Source organism: Mucilaginibacter sp. NFX135 (assembly GCF_048565145.1).
Taxonomy (GTDB): Bacteria; Bacteroidota; Bacteroidia; order Sphingobacteriales; family Sphingobacteriaceae; genus Mucilaginibacter.
This window is the reverse complement of the sequence record NZ_CP183412.1, coordinates 5,135,664-5,151,351: the sequence shown is the minus strand read 5'-3', so window position 1 is coordinate 5,151,351 and position 15,688 is coordinate 5,135,664. Positions and strand designations below refer to the sequence as shown.

Here is a 15,688-nt window from a genome sequence, read left to right as displayed (position 1 = left end):
AGCTTCCTTAATTTTTGTTATTCGTTTTCTGATATCACGAAAACGGGAATAATCCGTTTTCCTGCCTCCAGGGAAAAGCCAAGGGGATTAATCACAGCGTTGATCTGCTCTGGTGTAAGTCCCTTTTTGATCTGGACGTTCACGTTGAAGATTTTGCTCAAAGATATCCCGGACTCATTGATGATTGTTCCGTAGCCGATGCGGTGATTTAAGAGCTCCGTCAATTGCTGGATATTTATTGGCTGGTAATTGCTTGATTTATTTGCGTTGTCAGGTAAGGTATTTGCCTGGCCTTGTGAACTTTGGTTTGCTGGCTGCCTGGCCAGCTTAAGTACATAACAGTCCATGTTTCGCCGCTCGTACCGTCCGTTTATATTCAGGTACCGGTTGAGGTCGGCTATCATGTATTTTTGCAAAATGGTGTCTGCCACCCGGTAGGGTAATTTCAGGTCGTAACAATAAGAATTGGCATCAGCCCAGGCGCTGAAGCTCGTATAGGAAGAGTTTCGGAAACTGATCGGAGCTAACTGGGGGAGCATATATTTCAGAGAGTCTTTAACCTCGAAGATCAGCCGGCTGTAATTTTGCGCGCTGTACCAGTGACCGATAACAGCGTTCCAGTAAAGGTCCCGGATCGTCAGGTTACCCATAAAGATCCGGTTAAATTTCCGGGGTTCCTTCGCGTCGTTGCCCAGGAAAGCGTCAAAAGATAGCATTCCTTTAACTGCACGGGTAAATATGGAGCGGCTCTGGAAGCTGGTGTCCATGATATGGAATGGTTCAGTAATACTGGACGTGCCCAGGTTCATTTTGTCCTGCTTGATACTTGCCGCTATCGGTCGGTTACTCAGCGCATTCCTGATATTGGAACTGGTGACATCCGTGCCCTCGGAGATCATGGTCACTTTCCCGGTTTGGTCGATCCAGACGATATGTGGTAAAAGCTTGTGCGGGAACAGCCGCCGGGTCAGGATCGAATCGCTGGTCAGGGTCAGGTAAGCTTTGGAATTTAAGTCGGGTCGTCTTTTGAATAGCCTGTCGATCTTCTGGTAACTTTCATAACCTACGGCCACGATCTGCAATTGGTCCCCGAACTCTTTTTTGAGCTCAATTAACCGGGGCATTTCCTCCAGGCAGCCGGCACACCAGGTGCCCCAGAAATCCAATAGCAACAGTTTGTTCCGGTAGAGTTCGCTCAGCTTGACTTTTTTCAGGGTGTCCCCGTAAAAGCCGCGAAGGGTAATGTCGGGTACATGCTCCCCTATATGAATTTCCTGGGTTCCTTTTTCCTGGCTCCGGACTTCGGAGCACGATCCTGCCGCTAACAACAAGAGCAGGGTGATCTTTAAATAATAGAAGGTTTTCATTAGTATCCTGGATTTTGAGTAAGATTTGGATCATTCAGTATTTCGGCTTGCGGTATAGGGAAGAGCGCCGATGATGGCTTCCACAAGGGCTTAATTGGTGACAAGACCTGATCGATGGTTTGATACCTTTTCAGGTCAATGAAGCGGTTGCCGCCTTCGTTGAAAAGCTCGGCCTGCCGTTCCTGCCGGATGGCGGTCAGCAACTCATCAGCGGTAGTCGCCGTTGTTGCGGGCAAACCCGCTCTTTGCCGGATGGTATTCAGGTCTGCTCTGGCGCCGGAGAGGTCCTGTTGTCGCAGCCTGGATTCTCCTCTGATCAAATACAGCTCCGCCAGCCGGATATAGGTGCTGTATTCCGCCAGCGGGCCTGTAGTTGGGTTACGTTGTTTATACGTATAGGGATAATAATACTGTAGGCCGGAAACGGTTACGGAATTGACCCAGCTTGTTCTGCGTTTGTCTCCTGTTTCGAAGGAAGCCAGCAACTGCGGCGACACCTGATAGACGGGAATCCCCGATGACGGGACCGAGTTTAAGGTGGATGCTCCCGTGGAATTCCATAATTGGAGAATAGCTTCGGCGTTATTCGCGGTGAAGACCTGATTCAGGTTGCTCAGCAGGTTGTATTGCCCCGAGCTAATGACCTGGTCCGCCTGTGCTCCGGCATGGACGTAATCGTTATTGAACAGGTAGGCCTTGGCCAGCAGGGCAGCGGCCGCCCATCGGTTGGCCTGGATCTTTTCCCCGCCAAAAGGATAGGCGGTTGGTAATAATCGCTGACCTTCGGTCAGGTCGAGGATGACCCGGGTCATCACCGCTTTTGCGGGCGACCGGGCGGCTTTGGCGTTTTGGGTGACGGCGGTGGTCAGTACCAGCGGGACATCCCCGTAGATATTGACCAGCTGGTAATAACAGTAGGCCCGGACAAATCTCGCCTCACCCATGCACGTGTTTTTCAGCGTCGGTGGCAGGCTTTTCACCGGCTGAATGCCTTCAAGCAAAGCGTTGGCTTTATAGATCGTAGCATACAGGTTTTGCCAGATGCTCAGCACCGCGGTATTGCCGGTGGTTAGCGATCCATTGGTAAACTCGGTGGACACGGAACTGACGGTCGTCGTTTTCAATTCGTCTGTATAAGTGCCGATATACCGGATAAAGTTGGCATCCACCGTACCGAACAGGGTATAGAGGTTGGCGGTAGCCGCGACCGCGGAACTGCTGTCGCCGAATACTTTGTCAGGCGTCAGCTGGTTAGGGGGAAGATCGGTACCGGCCATCTTCCTGCACCCGGTGCAGGTGAAGATAAGCAGCGCGGGCAATAGCAGCCCGTATTTCAGGATATTTTTCATAGTGTTGTTTTTAGACCGAAAATGATGCTTTTCAATGGAGCCACGCCTCCGCTTCCCCCGCTGATCTCGGGATCAAAGCGCTGTTTGTTGGCGATCACCCAGAGGTTTTGGCCGTTAATATATAATTGGAGGCCTTTCAGGCCCAGGCGTTTTAGCAGGGCGGCCTTGGGTGTATAGGAAATGGCCAGGTTCTTTAGCCTGCCGTAGGAGGCGTCCGGTAACTGGGTGGAGTTGTATTGGGAGGAAACGATATTCACGGAAGCGCGGGGGATATCGGTGACATCACCGGGCTTTTGCCACCTGTTCAGCACGAACAAGGGGTCGTTATAGGGATAGGCCCCTAACAGTGGCTGATAACCCAGGTAACGCCTTTTCACGAACTCCATGGTTACGTCAAGCGCGAATCCTTTATAGGAAAAGGAATTGGTCCAGCCACCGAATAGATCCGGACTGGTCTTGCCTAATACCACGAGGTCCGCGGGCGTGGTGATCTTACCGTCGTTATTAATGTCGGCGAATTGCGCGATACCGGTTTGCGGATCGACCCCTAACAGCTTCAGTCCTTTTTTGACACTCAGGTCCTGGCCGACGATATAGGTGTTGGCATAGCTGGACCCTTCGATATTTGGAAAGCTTTTAAGCTTATTTTTGGGCAGGGTCAGGTTGATCGTGCTGGTCCAGTTCAATCCCTTGCCGCTTAGGGCTTGTACTTTCAGGTCGAGCTCCAACCCGGTATTTTGGATCACTGCCGGGAAGTTCGCCTGGTAGGATGCGAATCCGGCGAGATAGGGGATCTTATAGGCGATCAGCTGTTTACTGCTGTTATGCCGGTACCAGGCCGTAGTGAACAGGATCCGGTCATGGATAAATCCCAGCTCCAGCGCTGCTTCGAGCTTGCGGGTGGTTTCCCAGCTGTAATCCGGGTTGGCCACCCGGGCCGGTGACAGGGTCGACGTGCCCCCGTAAACGGTTCCGGCATTATAACTGGATATATACTGGTAGTCACTGATCTGGTCATTCCCGGTCGTACCGTAACTTCCCCGGAGTTTTCCGTGGCTCAAAAAGGGGAGGCTTCTTTTGATCCCATTTTCTTCCGTGAATATCCAGGCTCCACCGATCGCGTAAAAATTGCCGAATTGTTTGCCTGGCCCGAAACGGCTGGAGCCGTCACGCCGGAAATTGATATTGATCAGGTATTTTTTATCCCGGTTATAGTTTACCCGCCCAAAAATGGAAACATATTTATACAGGGAATAGGTGTTAATCTGGTTGACGATCGTGTTGGCGGCACCGAGGTTGCCCAGCAGGGCGGGGTTACTGACCCCGTCGCCTTCTAAGGTGTATCCGGTATTCTCCACATGCTGAAAGGTGCCGCCGATCAGGGCGGTCAGCACATCCCCGGAAATCTCTTTCCGGTAGTTGAGCTGTGGTTCCAGGATATAACGCTGGGAAACACTATTGGAGAAATAAGCGGTTGGCAGGGGATCAAAGGATGGGTCCTGGGAATCCTGAGGCAGGGTGGCCACCTGGTCTAATGCGTAACGGTTATAACCCAGGCTGATCTTGGCGTCCATTCCCGGGAACAGCTTGTAGCCTAACGAGGTGCTGACATTGATATAATCTGTATTGCTGCGCTGCTTTTGCTCCAGCGCCGCTACGGGGTTGCTGATATCCCAGTTATAACTCCCGTCCGAGTTACGGACCGGGAAATTGGGTGGAATGGAAAAAGCTCCGCTGTTGATGGCGGAGTATAGCGTATGGTTGTTGTCTTTGTTATAGTTGACGGACAGGGCGAAGTTGAACCGCTGATCGGTACTGCTGTGGTTGAAATTGAAATAACCACCGCCCTTTTTATAGTTTTCATCACCGGGCAGGATAGTCCCCTCATTCCGGTAATTCAGGCTGAACAGGTATTGGTTATTATCGTTACCGCCCGCGATGCTGGTCTGCAGCGTGGTAACCTGTGCGGTTTTGCCATAAAAATAACGCTGCCAGTCGGTTGACTTCGCGGTATCCCATTTGAGCAGGTCTGGGGCTGTATTGATGTCGGGTGTGATCCCGTCATTGGAAAAGGCCTCCCGCCGGAGTTTCAGGTAATCGGACAATCCTAATACAGGGCTGATCCGGCTGATCTTGCTGATGCCATGGCTGAGGTCTATCGTGACCCGGTCCCCGCCTTTTTTACCTTTTTTGGTGGTGATCAGCACCACGCCGTTAGCGGCCCTTGATCCGTAGATCGCCGTAGCGTCCGCGTCTTTTAAAATATCGATGCTTTCGATGTCGTCCGGGTTAATGATACTCAATGGACTGATGATGCCGTTGGCGCCGTTCAGCGCTCCGCTGCCATAGGGTGAGGTTGACAGGAATGGAACACCATCTACGATAAACAGCGGATCTGTACCGGAGGCCAGCGAACCCTGGCCCCGTATCTGGACCTTGATACCTCCTCCCGGCAAGCCATTCGTCGTTTGTACCAGGACGCCGGAAGCACGGCCCTGCAATGCTGCCAGCGGGTTACTGACGGGCTGGTTTTCGATCTCTTTGGCGGATATGGACGCCACGCTCCCCGTATTGAATCTTTTCGTGGTTGTTCCGTACCCGATGACCTGCACTTCATTGAGCGCGCTGAGGTCTGGTGTCAGCTGTATGGACAGGGGAGCCGCTCTGGTATGCTCAAAGGGAATACTGGCTTTTGGGAAGCCGATAAAACTGACAGTAAGTGTTCCGCTTCTGACGGTTACAAAGAGCTTAAAAGTGCCGTCGGCGCTGGTAATGGCCGGTACCCGGGTACCCTGCAGCAGCACGGTGGCGCCGGGCAGCGGTTTACCCTGTTCATCGGTTACTTTACCGGACAGGGTCTGGGAAAACTGGGGGCTGATTTCCTGTGCCGGCAGCTTAAAAAAAAGACAAAGCGTGGCCAGCACCATAAAAAATATCGTTTTTTTCATGTGTGATTGGGTGTATTTGAAAAATCAGGAAAGAGATGCCTGTTCAGGCATGGGTGGATATGTCAATAACGGCAGCCGGAAGCTTAACTATTAACTGATGGGGCTGCCGTTATCGTACTTGTCATTCCGGCGGGCAAATGACAAGTAACCATTGGTTCATGTGAATGGTGGTCATTTGTCGGCTCCTTTCTGCATTTCTTTGTGGTAGTTATACAGGGCAAGGGCCAGGTCGGGGAGCTTGTCCATGAAGTCGCCCAACTCTTCCGGCGTTAAGGTGTGCAGTTCTTTGCCTCTGCCGGTGGTACCGAAGGCAAACCATTTGAACAGCTCACATTTAACTGCGGGAGAATCAATGCCGGCAAAGATCCGCTCTAACGCTTCTTCAGCGCTGAGTAACTGGATCCGGTTGATTGATTTGAGTTTTGCGTCCATCCCTGTATTCGTTAAAGAAGGGTTGCTGCTGATTTGCCGGAGCAAAAGAAGGCGTGGAACCCGACTTACCGTCTTAGAGGTACTGGTATACCGGGAACGAATAAGTGAGCCCACGCCTATAGCGTGAGCATTTTCACCTATCCTCTCGTTCCCATAAAAAATTACCAGTTTTCTAAAACGAGATTCTAAGTGCGAATGCTTCTAAATATTAATGAAGAATCGCAAATTTAGTATGATATATTGATCATCATAAAACTTATTAATACTAAAGTAACAATAATTTATTAATTGTGGTAGAAGTGACACAATAAAAAACGAAATATTGTTGGACTTTTCTTTTAATGAAAGAAAAGGATGCAAGCGTCTTGAAGAAATTAGGCCAGAAAATCTTAGGCATAAGACTTTCTAAAGGCTTAAGTCAAGAAGATGTGTCATTTAGATGCGATGTGGATAGAGCTAAGATTAGTAAGATTGAAAATGGTGTTGCTAACTGTAATGTGACAACTTTAGTGGAATTGGCAAAAGGATTAGATATTTTACCAAAGGACTTATTAGATTTTTAAATTGGGCGTTGCCTCCGGCCCAGGCTTTTCGTTGCAAGTCCTCGCTACGCTGTGGGCTTTTCACTGCAATCCTTAACGCGGTTATTTTGGAATTAATGGACCATAAAAAGATCGATTCCCAGAGGTTAAATGATTTAGTTTGTAAGCTGTTGTAAATAAAACACTTAATGGGTTTTTGAATTCCATTGTCTCGATGTTGAAAGCAGAGTAAAAGCTGGATAAATTACCTGCTTTTCTAATATATGTATCATCATTTATCAGCTGCTTGGTCTTTATAAGCCAAAGCTTCCTATAGCTATAAATCCCTTTCTTGTTATAAGATAATCAATATATTCCTATATCGACAATTTAATCTATATTCATTACTGACTGTTTTTTGATGAAATCAGCGATGTCTGGACGTAACTTTACGATGATCCGGTCGAACATATGCTGCATGTTAGGTGCTACCAAATATTGAGAATCCTCTGGTGGAGTCTCACCGCAATCTGCATAATCCATAAAATCTGATGATACCATATAGTGTTGACAAATAGTAAATAAATAACTAAGATGTAAAAGTACCAAATGGTTCAAGTCATGGCTTAAGGTATCTAAATATTTCCCTCGACTTTCATTGTAAGTTTCATTGTCATTCAGCGTTACGTTGTAGTAAAAATTGTGATGTGTATTGTTATTACACCTGTCTCTGATTCGGTCATAGCGATCTTCTATTTCTAGCAAACGATACAAATCCCGGGTTTTATCATTATCCTTTATATAATTTGTATGTTATGGAGATGTTGACCACCTGATTCCGGGCCAAACTGACCAGGCAATTAGCTGACGTGGGGCGTGCAGCAAACGCTATAAAAGCGTGTACAAAAATAGTTATTTAAAAGGTATTTTCATTAGTAGCTGGTTTCCGGTTCAACGTTACGTTTTCTTCTCATAGATTCTCCCTTTAGTTCGATGCGGTGCGCATCATGAACGATCCGGTCCAGGATCGCATCAGCAACCGTTTTTTCACCGATCACTTCAAACCATTTGCTTACCGGTAGCTGTGAGGTTATGATCAGCGAGGTCTTGCCGTGCCGGTCCTCGATCAGTTCCATTAGCGCAGCCCTGCTTTGTGCATCAAAAGGCTGGATACCGAAGTCATCCAGTATGAGCAGCTGTGTCCTTTCCAGTTTAGCGAGTTCCTTGATATAAGAGCCGTCTGCCTTAGCCATTTTCAGTTTAGCGAATAGCTTAGGGGTGCTGGCATAAAATACCCTGTAGCCCAGCATACAGGCCTGATAGCCGATAGCAGAAGCCACATAGCTTTTACCGATACCGGTGCTGCCGGTAACCAGTATGTTTTCATTGCGGTCAATGAAGGTACAGTCTGCCAGGCGCATGATCTGGTTGCGGTCGATACTTCGGTCGGCATGGTAATGAACGTCCTCCACAGAGGCTTTATAGCGGAACTTGGCATACTGTATCTGCCGTTCGATACGCCTGTTTTGCCGGTCGTCCCATTCTGCATCTACCAGGTGGGCCAGCAGTTCATCCGCTGTATAATCATTCGTTTTACCCGTTTCCATGCTGCTTTTGAAGGCATGGAACATGCCGAAGAACTTCATCTTCCGCAGTTTGTCTAGTGTACTTGTGTTCATGTTATTTGTTGTTTAATGGTTATTTGTAATAGTCTTTTCCCCGGATATTATCATGGTTAGGCATAGGCAACTCATCTGCAAACAGGCTTTCCTCGTAGCCATCCATCTTGTTCTCCAGGATGGTTTGTATCGTTTTATAGTTATGAATACCATAGCTGAGCGCACGCTGGCAGGCCATCGTTAACCGTTCGTTACCTGCTTTCTTGGCGAAGCCAAGTACACCCAGGCAGGACTTGTAGGCCTGCTCCGGGTGTTGCTTCCGGTCAAGGATCTTCAGGATATACAGCCTCACATCCTCATGGATGGATGCGGCCCAATCCAGGAACTTATCAGGTGTCCAGTCAGTTACAAAGCGGTGTGTAGTGGCCATGTGGTCTTTATCGGTTGTATAGCCGTAAGGGTTCTTTGCCCGCTTATGCAAAGCGATACGTTCATAGTTGGAGTAGATCTCCACGATAGTGCGGGAATACAATAGCTTTACCCGCTTGCCGATGAAGCGGTAAGGCACACTGTAATAGTGTTTATCAGGGCCAAGATTGACATGGCCGTTCTTGATCACCTTAGCGTAGAAGTGCTTTTTGAACTGGTAAAGCAGGACAGGCAGCGGCATCAGGGTATGCCGTTCGATCTCTTCAAACTGTAGCCTGCGGCTATAGTTACGTCCTTTGAGCAACTGGCTGTTATGGGTTTCCAACGCTTCCCATATACCTGTATTCAGCTCTTTTAAAGAGTGATAGGTAACCCGGTTGATAGGCGCGTAGATCTTGGTATAAATGATCTTAACAGCACCTTCTACCAGTGCTTTATCACGCGGGCGGTACGCCCGCGCCGGTAGTATGGTGGTACCGTAATGGTCTGCAAAGTCCTCAAACGTTTCGTTCAAAGTGGGTTCATAGCGACTGCTTTTGGTCACGGCTGCCTTCAGGTTATCGGGTACAATGGCGGCAGGAACGCCGCCGATAAAGTGCAGCGTATTCTCGCAAGCTGCAATAAAGTCTTCCTTTTGCTGGCTCGGAACCGCCTCTACATAGGTAAGCTGACTGGCTCCGAGGATAGCCACAAAGACCTCTACTGCAATAACTTCACCGGTATCCTTATCGGTATAGCTTAGCTTTTCGCCTGCAAAGTCCACATAAAGCTTATCACCGGCTTTGTGATCCATGTGCATGGTCGGGTTGACCCTGGCCTTCCATTGGTTGTAATAAAAGCAGAATTGGCTGTACTGGTAGCCGTCAGGGAACTCTTTGCGGTAGGATTCCCATAACATATACCGGTTGACACCGGTGCGTTTGAGTTCTTTATCTACTTGGGGAAAACAGCGCTGCATGGACTGCATACGGCTGGTGGGCGGGTGTTCTTTGCTTTTACCGAAGAGATCTTCGAGTTCCTTATCGTTAAGGGCATCGATCTCTTCAAAGGTAAAGCTGCTGGCTTTAAAGGCGGCCAGGTACTTCTTTACGGTATTCCGGGATGCATCAGTCTGGGCAGCGATGGTCATTATGGGCCGCTGCTGGCTGTACATCCTTAAAATCTTTCTAATCTTACTCATGCTGATCGTCGAATTGGCCATGTTTGGAGGTATATGTTGCCTCCAAAAGATGGTTGCTTCTACAGCATTTGCTACACGTTGAGGGTGGTCAGTTTGTCCCGGAATCCCCTGGTCAGTTTGCCCCGGAATTGGTGGTCAGCTTGCCCCGGAATCAGGTGGTCTGGTTCATCAGAATCTCCATATAATTGGTCATACCTCGAAAATTCGGTAACTGATCCGTTCCACGAAGCCAATCCTGTATTTTTTTGACTATGAAGTTCTCAATGCTATGGTGATCCTCCAAGTATAAATTTGTATAGACGTTCATTATGATCAAGTCATGTAACTTCCGGAGTAGGGCATATCCGTCACTTATTCTTCCGTTCTTTAGCACAAGAATGATGGAGTCGAGGGTTCCACTTATGGATGTAAAAACATTAGAGTCAATATTCATTACGGCAGTTGTTCCCATGGTTATAAACCGCATGATCGAAAATGACCAGTTGTCATAAAATATTTGAAATTTTTCGAGTTCCTCAAATACTGGATGCTGTTGATATTTCTCAGATTTAACCTTCATATTAAAATGATGTGCTATTTAGAATGTTAGGATTTTCATGAGTTATTTGATAGCATATTTTCGTTCCCTTTGCTTAAAGGCTTCATCACCACCCTCTAAAATATCACAGGCATGTTCTTTAATCCCTTGTTGTTTTAATATTTCTTTAATTTTCTCATTCTTTGGAAATGTATGCTCAAGAGACCCATTCACATACTCAAAACGATTTCTTGTTGTCGTTGATGCTGAATCCTGACCCTCTTGGTTTGCAACGATGATGTTTTCAGAATCTGTGGCTATAACGAGGTTGGCGTTATGGGATACGATAACGATCTGTCTGTCCTTTTTTTTCAATTTTATCATTTTACATAGAAGATCGTAAATAGTTCTGTTGTCCAAATTATCTTCCGGCTGGTCAATAAAAATAGGAAACTCAGATGAACTAATTTGGAGAAACAGAATTAGTAAAACTGTTCCCTTCTTGCCTGGTGACATACTAAGTAAATCGTCTCCCTTATAAGTAACTGTGTAGTCTAATTTAAAAGAATCGACTAATAAGCCTCTTAATATTTCTTCAAGCGTGGTTTTTTGTTTTAACGGTATGGTAATTTTGCCCTCATTGTCTAATACGAGTTTGTTATCAATTACTCTAAGCAACTTTGCCGATAACTTCAACAATTCTTCATAAATCAGCATCCCGTTTTTAAACAGATCATTGAATACGCTATCGGTGGAAATAGCCGCTTTATTTGCCTGTTCATATAGCGGCAGGTCTTCCTGTTTAAAGAGCACGGAGCAATTTAGTGTGATGCCAGTGCCAATATCGCTGCGGGTATCGTTTATTTTCTTTTGTAATAGGAGGTAATATTTGAATCTGTTATTTAAAAGTACTACTATCTTACTCCTGATGTTAGTATAATCGACTACTAACGTGCTTAATTGTTTCTCCAAACTTTCTGCCTGTTCAACTTTTAGTAATTCATTTTGTAGTTGGACTGTTAATTTCTGTAGTTCCTGCTGGCCTGCTATTTTTTCCATATACGGTTTCAATAGCCCGGTAATCTTTTCTTTCTCTTTTAACTCAATCTCTTTTTGTTTTTCAAGATTTAAACCATTTACATTTTCTTTAAGATGGTTAATCAGCAAGCTAAAATCGGCTTGGATCCCGTCAACGATACCCTGTACGTCGGGAGGTATTGTCGTAAATTGATCGAGAATTCGATCAATCTTTCCCTTCAAGGGAATTCCATCTGCCTCTGCTGTATTACCAAGAAGTTCATGCCGTGATTTGATCGTTTCATCAATGATAGTGTCGAAAGAAGTTTCTTTTAGGCGAACGTCGTTGGAACGTTTTTCAGATAATGCTTTTTGTTCGATTAAAAGATTATACTTTTTGAATTCCTCTTCAGTTAAATTGGAAGACTTTCGACCCGCGTCTATTGCAAGCTTTAACCCATCCATTCCCTTTTTAATGCTTTCCGCTTTTCCAAGGTCCTTAGACTTTTGTTGCACGTCTAAGATTTTTAAACGTGTTTGCAGATATTGCGATAAAAGGAGATCAATATCGGACGTCGTTTTCTCAATATTTTCTATAGTTTCATCATAAAATGATTTGAATTCCATGTCCTGCAAAAGGATGTTTTCAATTAAAATATTTAGGTCGTCCTTGTTGTTTTTCTCTACAAGATGATTAATGTATAGTTGTGGAATGTAGATGATTTTATGGTTTTTTCCAGTTGTTTCCTTAAGGAAGTCCGTTTCTTTGTTTTTCCAGGTGACTTTAAAGTCAAAGTTTCCGGGAAGCTTGTATCCTTCAAATTTTAGTCGGTTGGAAGTTTTATCCACCTGTTCCGGATCAATACTTCGAGCGGCAGAATATAACAATAGCGATTTACCCGATGACTTACCGCCAATAATCGCATTTAGGTTTTCATTGAGCAGAATTTTCTGATTGCCAAATAAGTTTCCAGAATCAATAAATTCAACTTCAGAAATAATAAACCTTTCATTCTTTATGTCCGGTTGATATGCTTGTATTTTTACGCGGTCTTCCGGCTCATAAAGAGTTTGTTTAAGCCCCTCAAAAGTGGGGTCTGCCTTGACCCAACAGAATCTGTTCTTATCTGGTTTGAAAATTTTATCATTGGTATGTGCATCACATCCATGGAAACATGGCATTAATGTTTTGCATTTTTCAATTACTACTTCTTTTGTGTCTACACCAGTTCCTGCAAAATAGAGTACGTCTTTTTCACTAGATGAAAAAATAGCATCTGATAACTGATAAATACTCCAACGTGTTGCATCCAGTTGTGAACCTTTATCTTCAAAAAAATCGGCATGTTGAGTTGTTCCCGACAGTCCGTCATTGCTTTTATTTGAAACCACTATAATGGTGTTATCTCGTAATACTTTATCATTTTTAAATAGGTTTCTTAGCACACTCACCTCGATCACGTATTGGCTTATACCTTCTTTCAAGGCGGAAGCATCATCTAATGATGCTTTTCCAGGCATAGATCTTCCTAGTTGCCTCAATTCTTCAGGCAAAGCAGAATAATCTCTGTCATAAGTGAATTTTAGTTTGGAGAAAAAGCGAGCTTCAAGTTCCTTATCAATGGTCGGGTTAAAAATACAATGAAGATTAACCGGAGTAGATGAGCCGGTTACAGGAAGCACCCTAAGTTCGACATTCGGTAAAATAAATTCGACCTTTTTTGTGATGGACCCGTCTTGCCAGTATCTCTTAAATTTGAAATAATTATCTGTACTCAGATAATCAGTTATACCAATGACAGTAATTTCTTCAGTGGAGGCATTGATAGTGTCGATATATTTTTTCCACTTTTCTGCCGGCGACGATCCAATAAAGTTGTCGTTTTTCCTGGTTTCTGGTGTATGCATATGCAAATCCCACTTTCTCCATTCCGAACCTCTTGGATACTTAGTGTAAGCCATATTTTAGGTTTTAGGGTTTTATTACATAAACATAGCTTAATAAATATTCTAAAACAACGGTGCCCTTACATATATCTTAAGGGTCTTTTTATTTACTTATTTGTGTAGAATGACGCCTGCTACAAATGATGTAAGCGCAAGGATAATGGAGGCACTCGAAAAATAATTATCACCAGGATATATTTGAGTTGATTCTTAAAATTTACCTCAGTATCCGGTATTTAACTGAAGCAGAATAAGCAGGGCTCTGAATGAAACACAAATAGTGTTCAAGAATGCTTTACAAAGCAGGAGGAATTAATCTTAAATCAACACATGAATTTGCAAGAAACTTTACGCCTAATAGGAATTGCAAGATATGGCTTGCGGATCATATTTAGAATGTATAGCTTTATATTTACAACCTAGAACTGATTTTTAAATGCCTTATCAACCTGACCTCATTCCAAAGGAGAATAGTATTCTACCGGATTATTTCAATGTAAAAAAGGCCAAAAGTCAATCCGCGAAACAAAAAGCTAGCCCCCTAGCTATTTTTTTAAGTATCATTTTCATTGGATCTGGATTACTTACTTATCATTATTTGATGATTGCTGCACTTCTGCTTTTTTGCGGCTTAAGTTTCACTAGTGGTGGTAAGCGCTGGATGGAGCGTAGCGGAAGGTTTACCCTAACGCCAAAAATCAGGTTTTTGTTTTGTTCCACTCTGATCATTTTATGCCTGCCTTTAAGTGCCTATTATAGTCAAAAAGACAAGAATGAGGCCATGGCTTTGGCCGCAGTAAAGCAGCGAGCAAGGGCTTTTTCTGCCGATTCTCTAAATAAAGAAAATATTCGTCGAGATAGCCTGGCTGTATATCTGCGCGATCCATACCAACAGATCTCAATGCAATCTTTAAATAGATTAAAAAGCGTAAGCCGATTTACTTACAGCGGAGACGAAAAGGAAAACCTAAGGAAGACGATCAACCAATTAACCTTAAAATTGGTCAACCGGCTAATAACAGCCGGGAAATACGAACAGGCCGTGCCTATTATTGATAATGAGCTCGAACATGGTATGGGTGGAACGGAGCTACTTTACCAACGTGCAATTTGTAACCTCAAATCGGGCCATACCGGCCTTGCGATTGGTGATCTGGATGCAGCTAAAAATGCAGGCTACAAACCTGCGGAACGATTATACAATAAAGTGAATCCCATTCGTAGGCGAATTGCCTACTATGAGACCTTATGCGCTGATGGCTCTTCCTCAAGTGCTACTGGTAGAGGAGCCTGTTCCTGGCATGGTGGAGTAGCAGAATGGAATCATCCAGTTTATGAGGAGTATCGGAAATATTAATATGGAAAGATCAATATTTCAAATCGTACCGGTTAAAAAGCCAAGCTTTTTGCAAAGGCTATTCAAACAACACCCGCCAGAGAATGCGGTGATCGAGCTCAATAACCTGCTGGCTTCAAATGACCTGCTCGCGCTAAATCAGAATATCCTGCAACAAATCGAGCAAAAATATAATTTCCCTTTAACCGACTTTGAGCTCAACCTACAGGAATTTTATGCGGTATACTGGAATCAGTATCTTAAAGACAATACAGCGGCATCTATAGAAAAGACAGATAAACTTGCTACATTATTGGGGCTCCCCGCTACTATAGTGGAAATGTTACAAATAAAGATAGGGAAGGTTTGGTATGAGCATGCTGCGAGTGATTATCTCTCTTTAGGGCAATTCCTGGTAGAGGATGAGCGAAAACTCGATCTTTTCAGAAAGAAGCTCAAATTACCTCAGGCCCAGGCAAATGAAGTTCTGAGCGATGTAAAACATAAAATATTTCAACGATCGCTGGATAAAGTAGTTAAAAGGGGGCGTTGTACACCGACCGAAGAACAGACCCTGATTACCATGGCTAATAACTTCGGAATCAACGATTCCACCGTCAATGCGGGATTGCAACAGTTGAAAACGTTGAAATATTATTGGGAATTGGACAATTTGCCGTTGAAGACTTTTGATGGGGATGGAGCGATTCAGAAGAGTGAGTTATGTTATTTTAAAATGAGGAATGTTCAATGGATTGAAGTCCGAGGCTCCGGAAGCAATAAAAGATATGAGCAGGTTAATTATGGTTCATTATACTTGACCAATAAAAGGCTGGTATTTGAAGGTAATAGTAAAAATTCAGTGATCACTTACGATAAAATATTAAGGATTTCTAAAAGTGGAAACGGCGTAATGATACATAAGGATAAAGGCAAAGATCCTGTTTTGAGTTTTAACGACGATTACACGGTTTTTGAATTGATTATACAACGATTATTAAGGGGAGTTAATTAACAAAAACTAAA

At 44.6% G+C, this 15,688-nt stretch carries 10 protein-coding genes; 3 read left to right on the top strand and 7 right to left on the bottom strand.

Annotated features, from left to right (window positions below; translation table 11 throughout):
• Positions 1–17: 17 nt before the first annotated feature.
• The 4 genes from ACNURT_RS21505 to ACNURT_RS21490 form a co-directional block, all read right to left on the bottom strand.
• On the bottom strand, positions 18–1,367 hold the full coding sequence (locus ACNURT_RS21505; RefSeq protein WP_090463556.1) for a TlpA family protein disulfide reductase: 1,350 nt from the start codon (positions 1,365–1,367) through the stop codon (positions 18–20).
• The gene (locus ACNURT_RS21500; RefSeq protein ID WP_419699465.1) at positions 1,367–2,716 is read right to left on the bottom strand and encodes a RagB/SusD family nutrient uptake outer membrane protein; all 1,350 of its coding nucleotides are present in this window, start codon (positions 2,714–2,716) and stop codon (positions 1,367–1,369) included. Before ACNURT_RS21500 ends, ACNURT_RS21505 begins: the two co-directional genes overlap by 1 nt.
• Complete coding sequence (locus ACNURT_RS21495; protein ID WP_419699464.1) at positions 2,713–5,664, bottom strand: SusC/RagA family TonB-linked outer membrane protein; 2,952 nt, start codon at positions 5,662–5,664, stop codon at positions 2,713–2,715. The genes ACNURT_RS21500 and ACNURT_RS21495 overlap by 4 nt, the downstream gene beginning before the upstream one ends.
• 171 nt (positions 5,665–5,835) lie before the next feature.
• Positions 5,836–6,096 (bottom strand): hypothetical protein, encoded by a 261-nt coding sequence (locus ACNURT_RS21490; RefSeq protein WP_419699463.1) that lies wholly within the window; start codon positions 6,094–6,096, stop codon positions 5,836–5,838.
• A 341-nt stretch (positions 6,097–6,437) separates the two neighbouring features.
• On the opposite strand from ACNURT_RS21490, the gene ACNURT_RS21485 reads away from it, so the two are divergent.
• Positions 6,438–6,659, top strand: a complete 222-nt coding sequence (locus ACNURT_RS21485; protein ID WP_419699462.1) for a helix-turn-helix domain-containing protein — start codon at positions 6,438–6,440, stop codon at positions 6,657–6,659.
• An 890-nt stretch (positions 6,660–7,549) separates the two neighbouring features.
• Here the strand turns inward: ACNURT_RS21485 and istB are convergent.
• The 3 genes from istB to ACNURT_RS21470 all read right to left on the bottom strand — a co-directional run bounded on the left by istB (position 7,550) and on the right by ACNURT_RS21470 (position 13,341).
• Positions 7,550–8,296: an IS21-like element helper ATPase IstB gene (gene istB, locus ACNURT_RS21480; protein WP_128533444.1), complete on the bottom strand. Its 747-nt coding sequence runs from the start codon at positions 8,294–8,296 to the stop codon at positions 7,550–7,552.
• Between the two features lie 19 nt (positions 8,297–8,315).
• Entirely contained in the window at positions 8,316–9,845 is a 1,530-nt protein-coding gene (gene istA, locus ACNURT_RS21475) for an IS21 family transposase (RefSeq protein ID WP_419699087.1), read from the bottom strand.
• A gap of 601 nt (positions 9,846–10,446) precedes the next feature.
• Positions 10,447–13,341, bottom strand: a complete 2,895-nt coding sequence (locus ACNURT_RS21470) for a TrlF family AAA-like ATPase (RefSeq protein ID WP_419699461.1) — start codon at positions 13,339–13,341, stop codon at positions 10,447–10,449.
• 421 nt (positions 13,342–13,762) lie between these two features.
• Here ACNURT_RS21470 and ACNURT_RS21465 point away from each other — a divergent pair, with 421 nt between their 5' ends.
• Together ACNURT_RS21465 and ACNURT_RS21460 are read left to right on the top strand one after the other, a co-directional pair.
• The gene (locus ACNURT_RS21465) at positions 13,763–14,683 is read left to right on the top strand and encodes a hypothetical protein (protein WP_419699460.1); all 921 of its coding nucleotides are present in this window, start codon (positions 13,763–13,765) and stop codon (positions 14,681–14,683) included.
• 1 nt (position 14,684) lies between these two features.
• Positions 14,685–15,677, top strand: coding sequence for a hypothetical protein (locus tag ACNURT_RS21460; RefSeq protein WP_419699459.1), 993 nt, complete (start codon positions 14,685–14,687; stop codon positions 15,675–15,677).
• Positions 15,678–15,688: the final 11 nt, after the last annotated feature.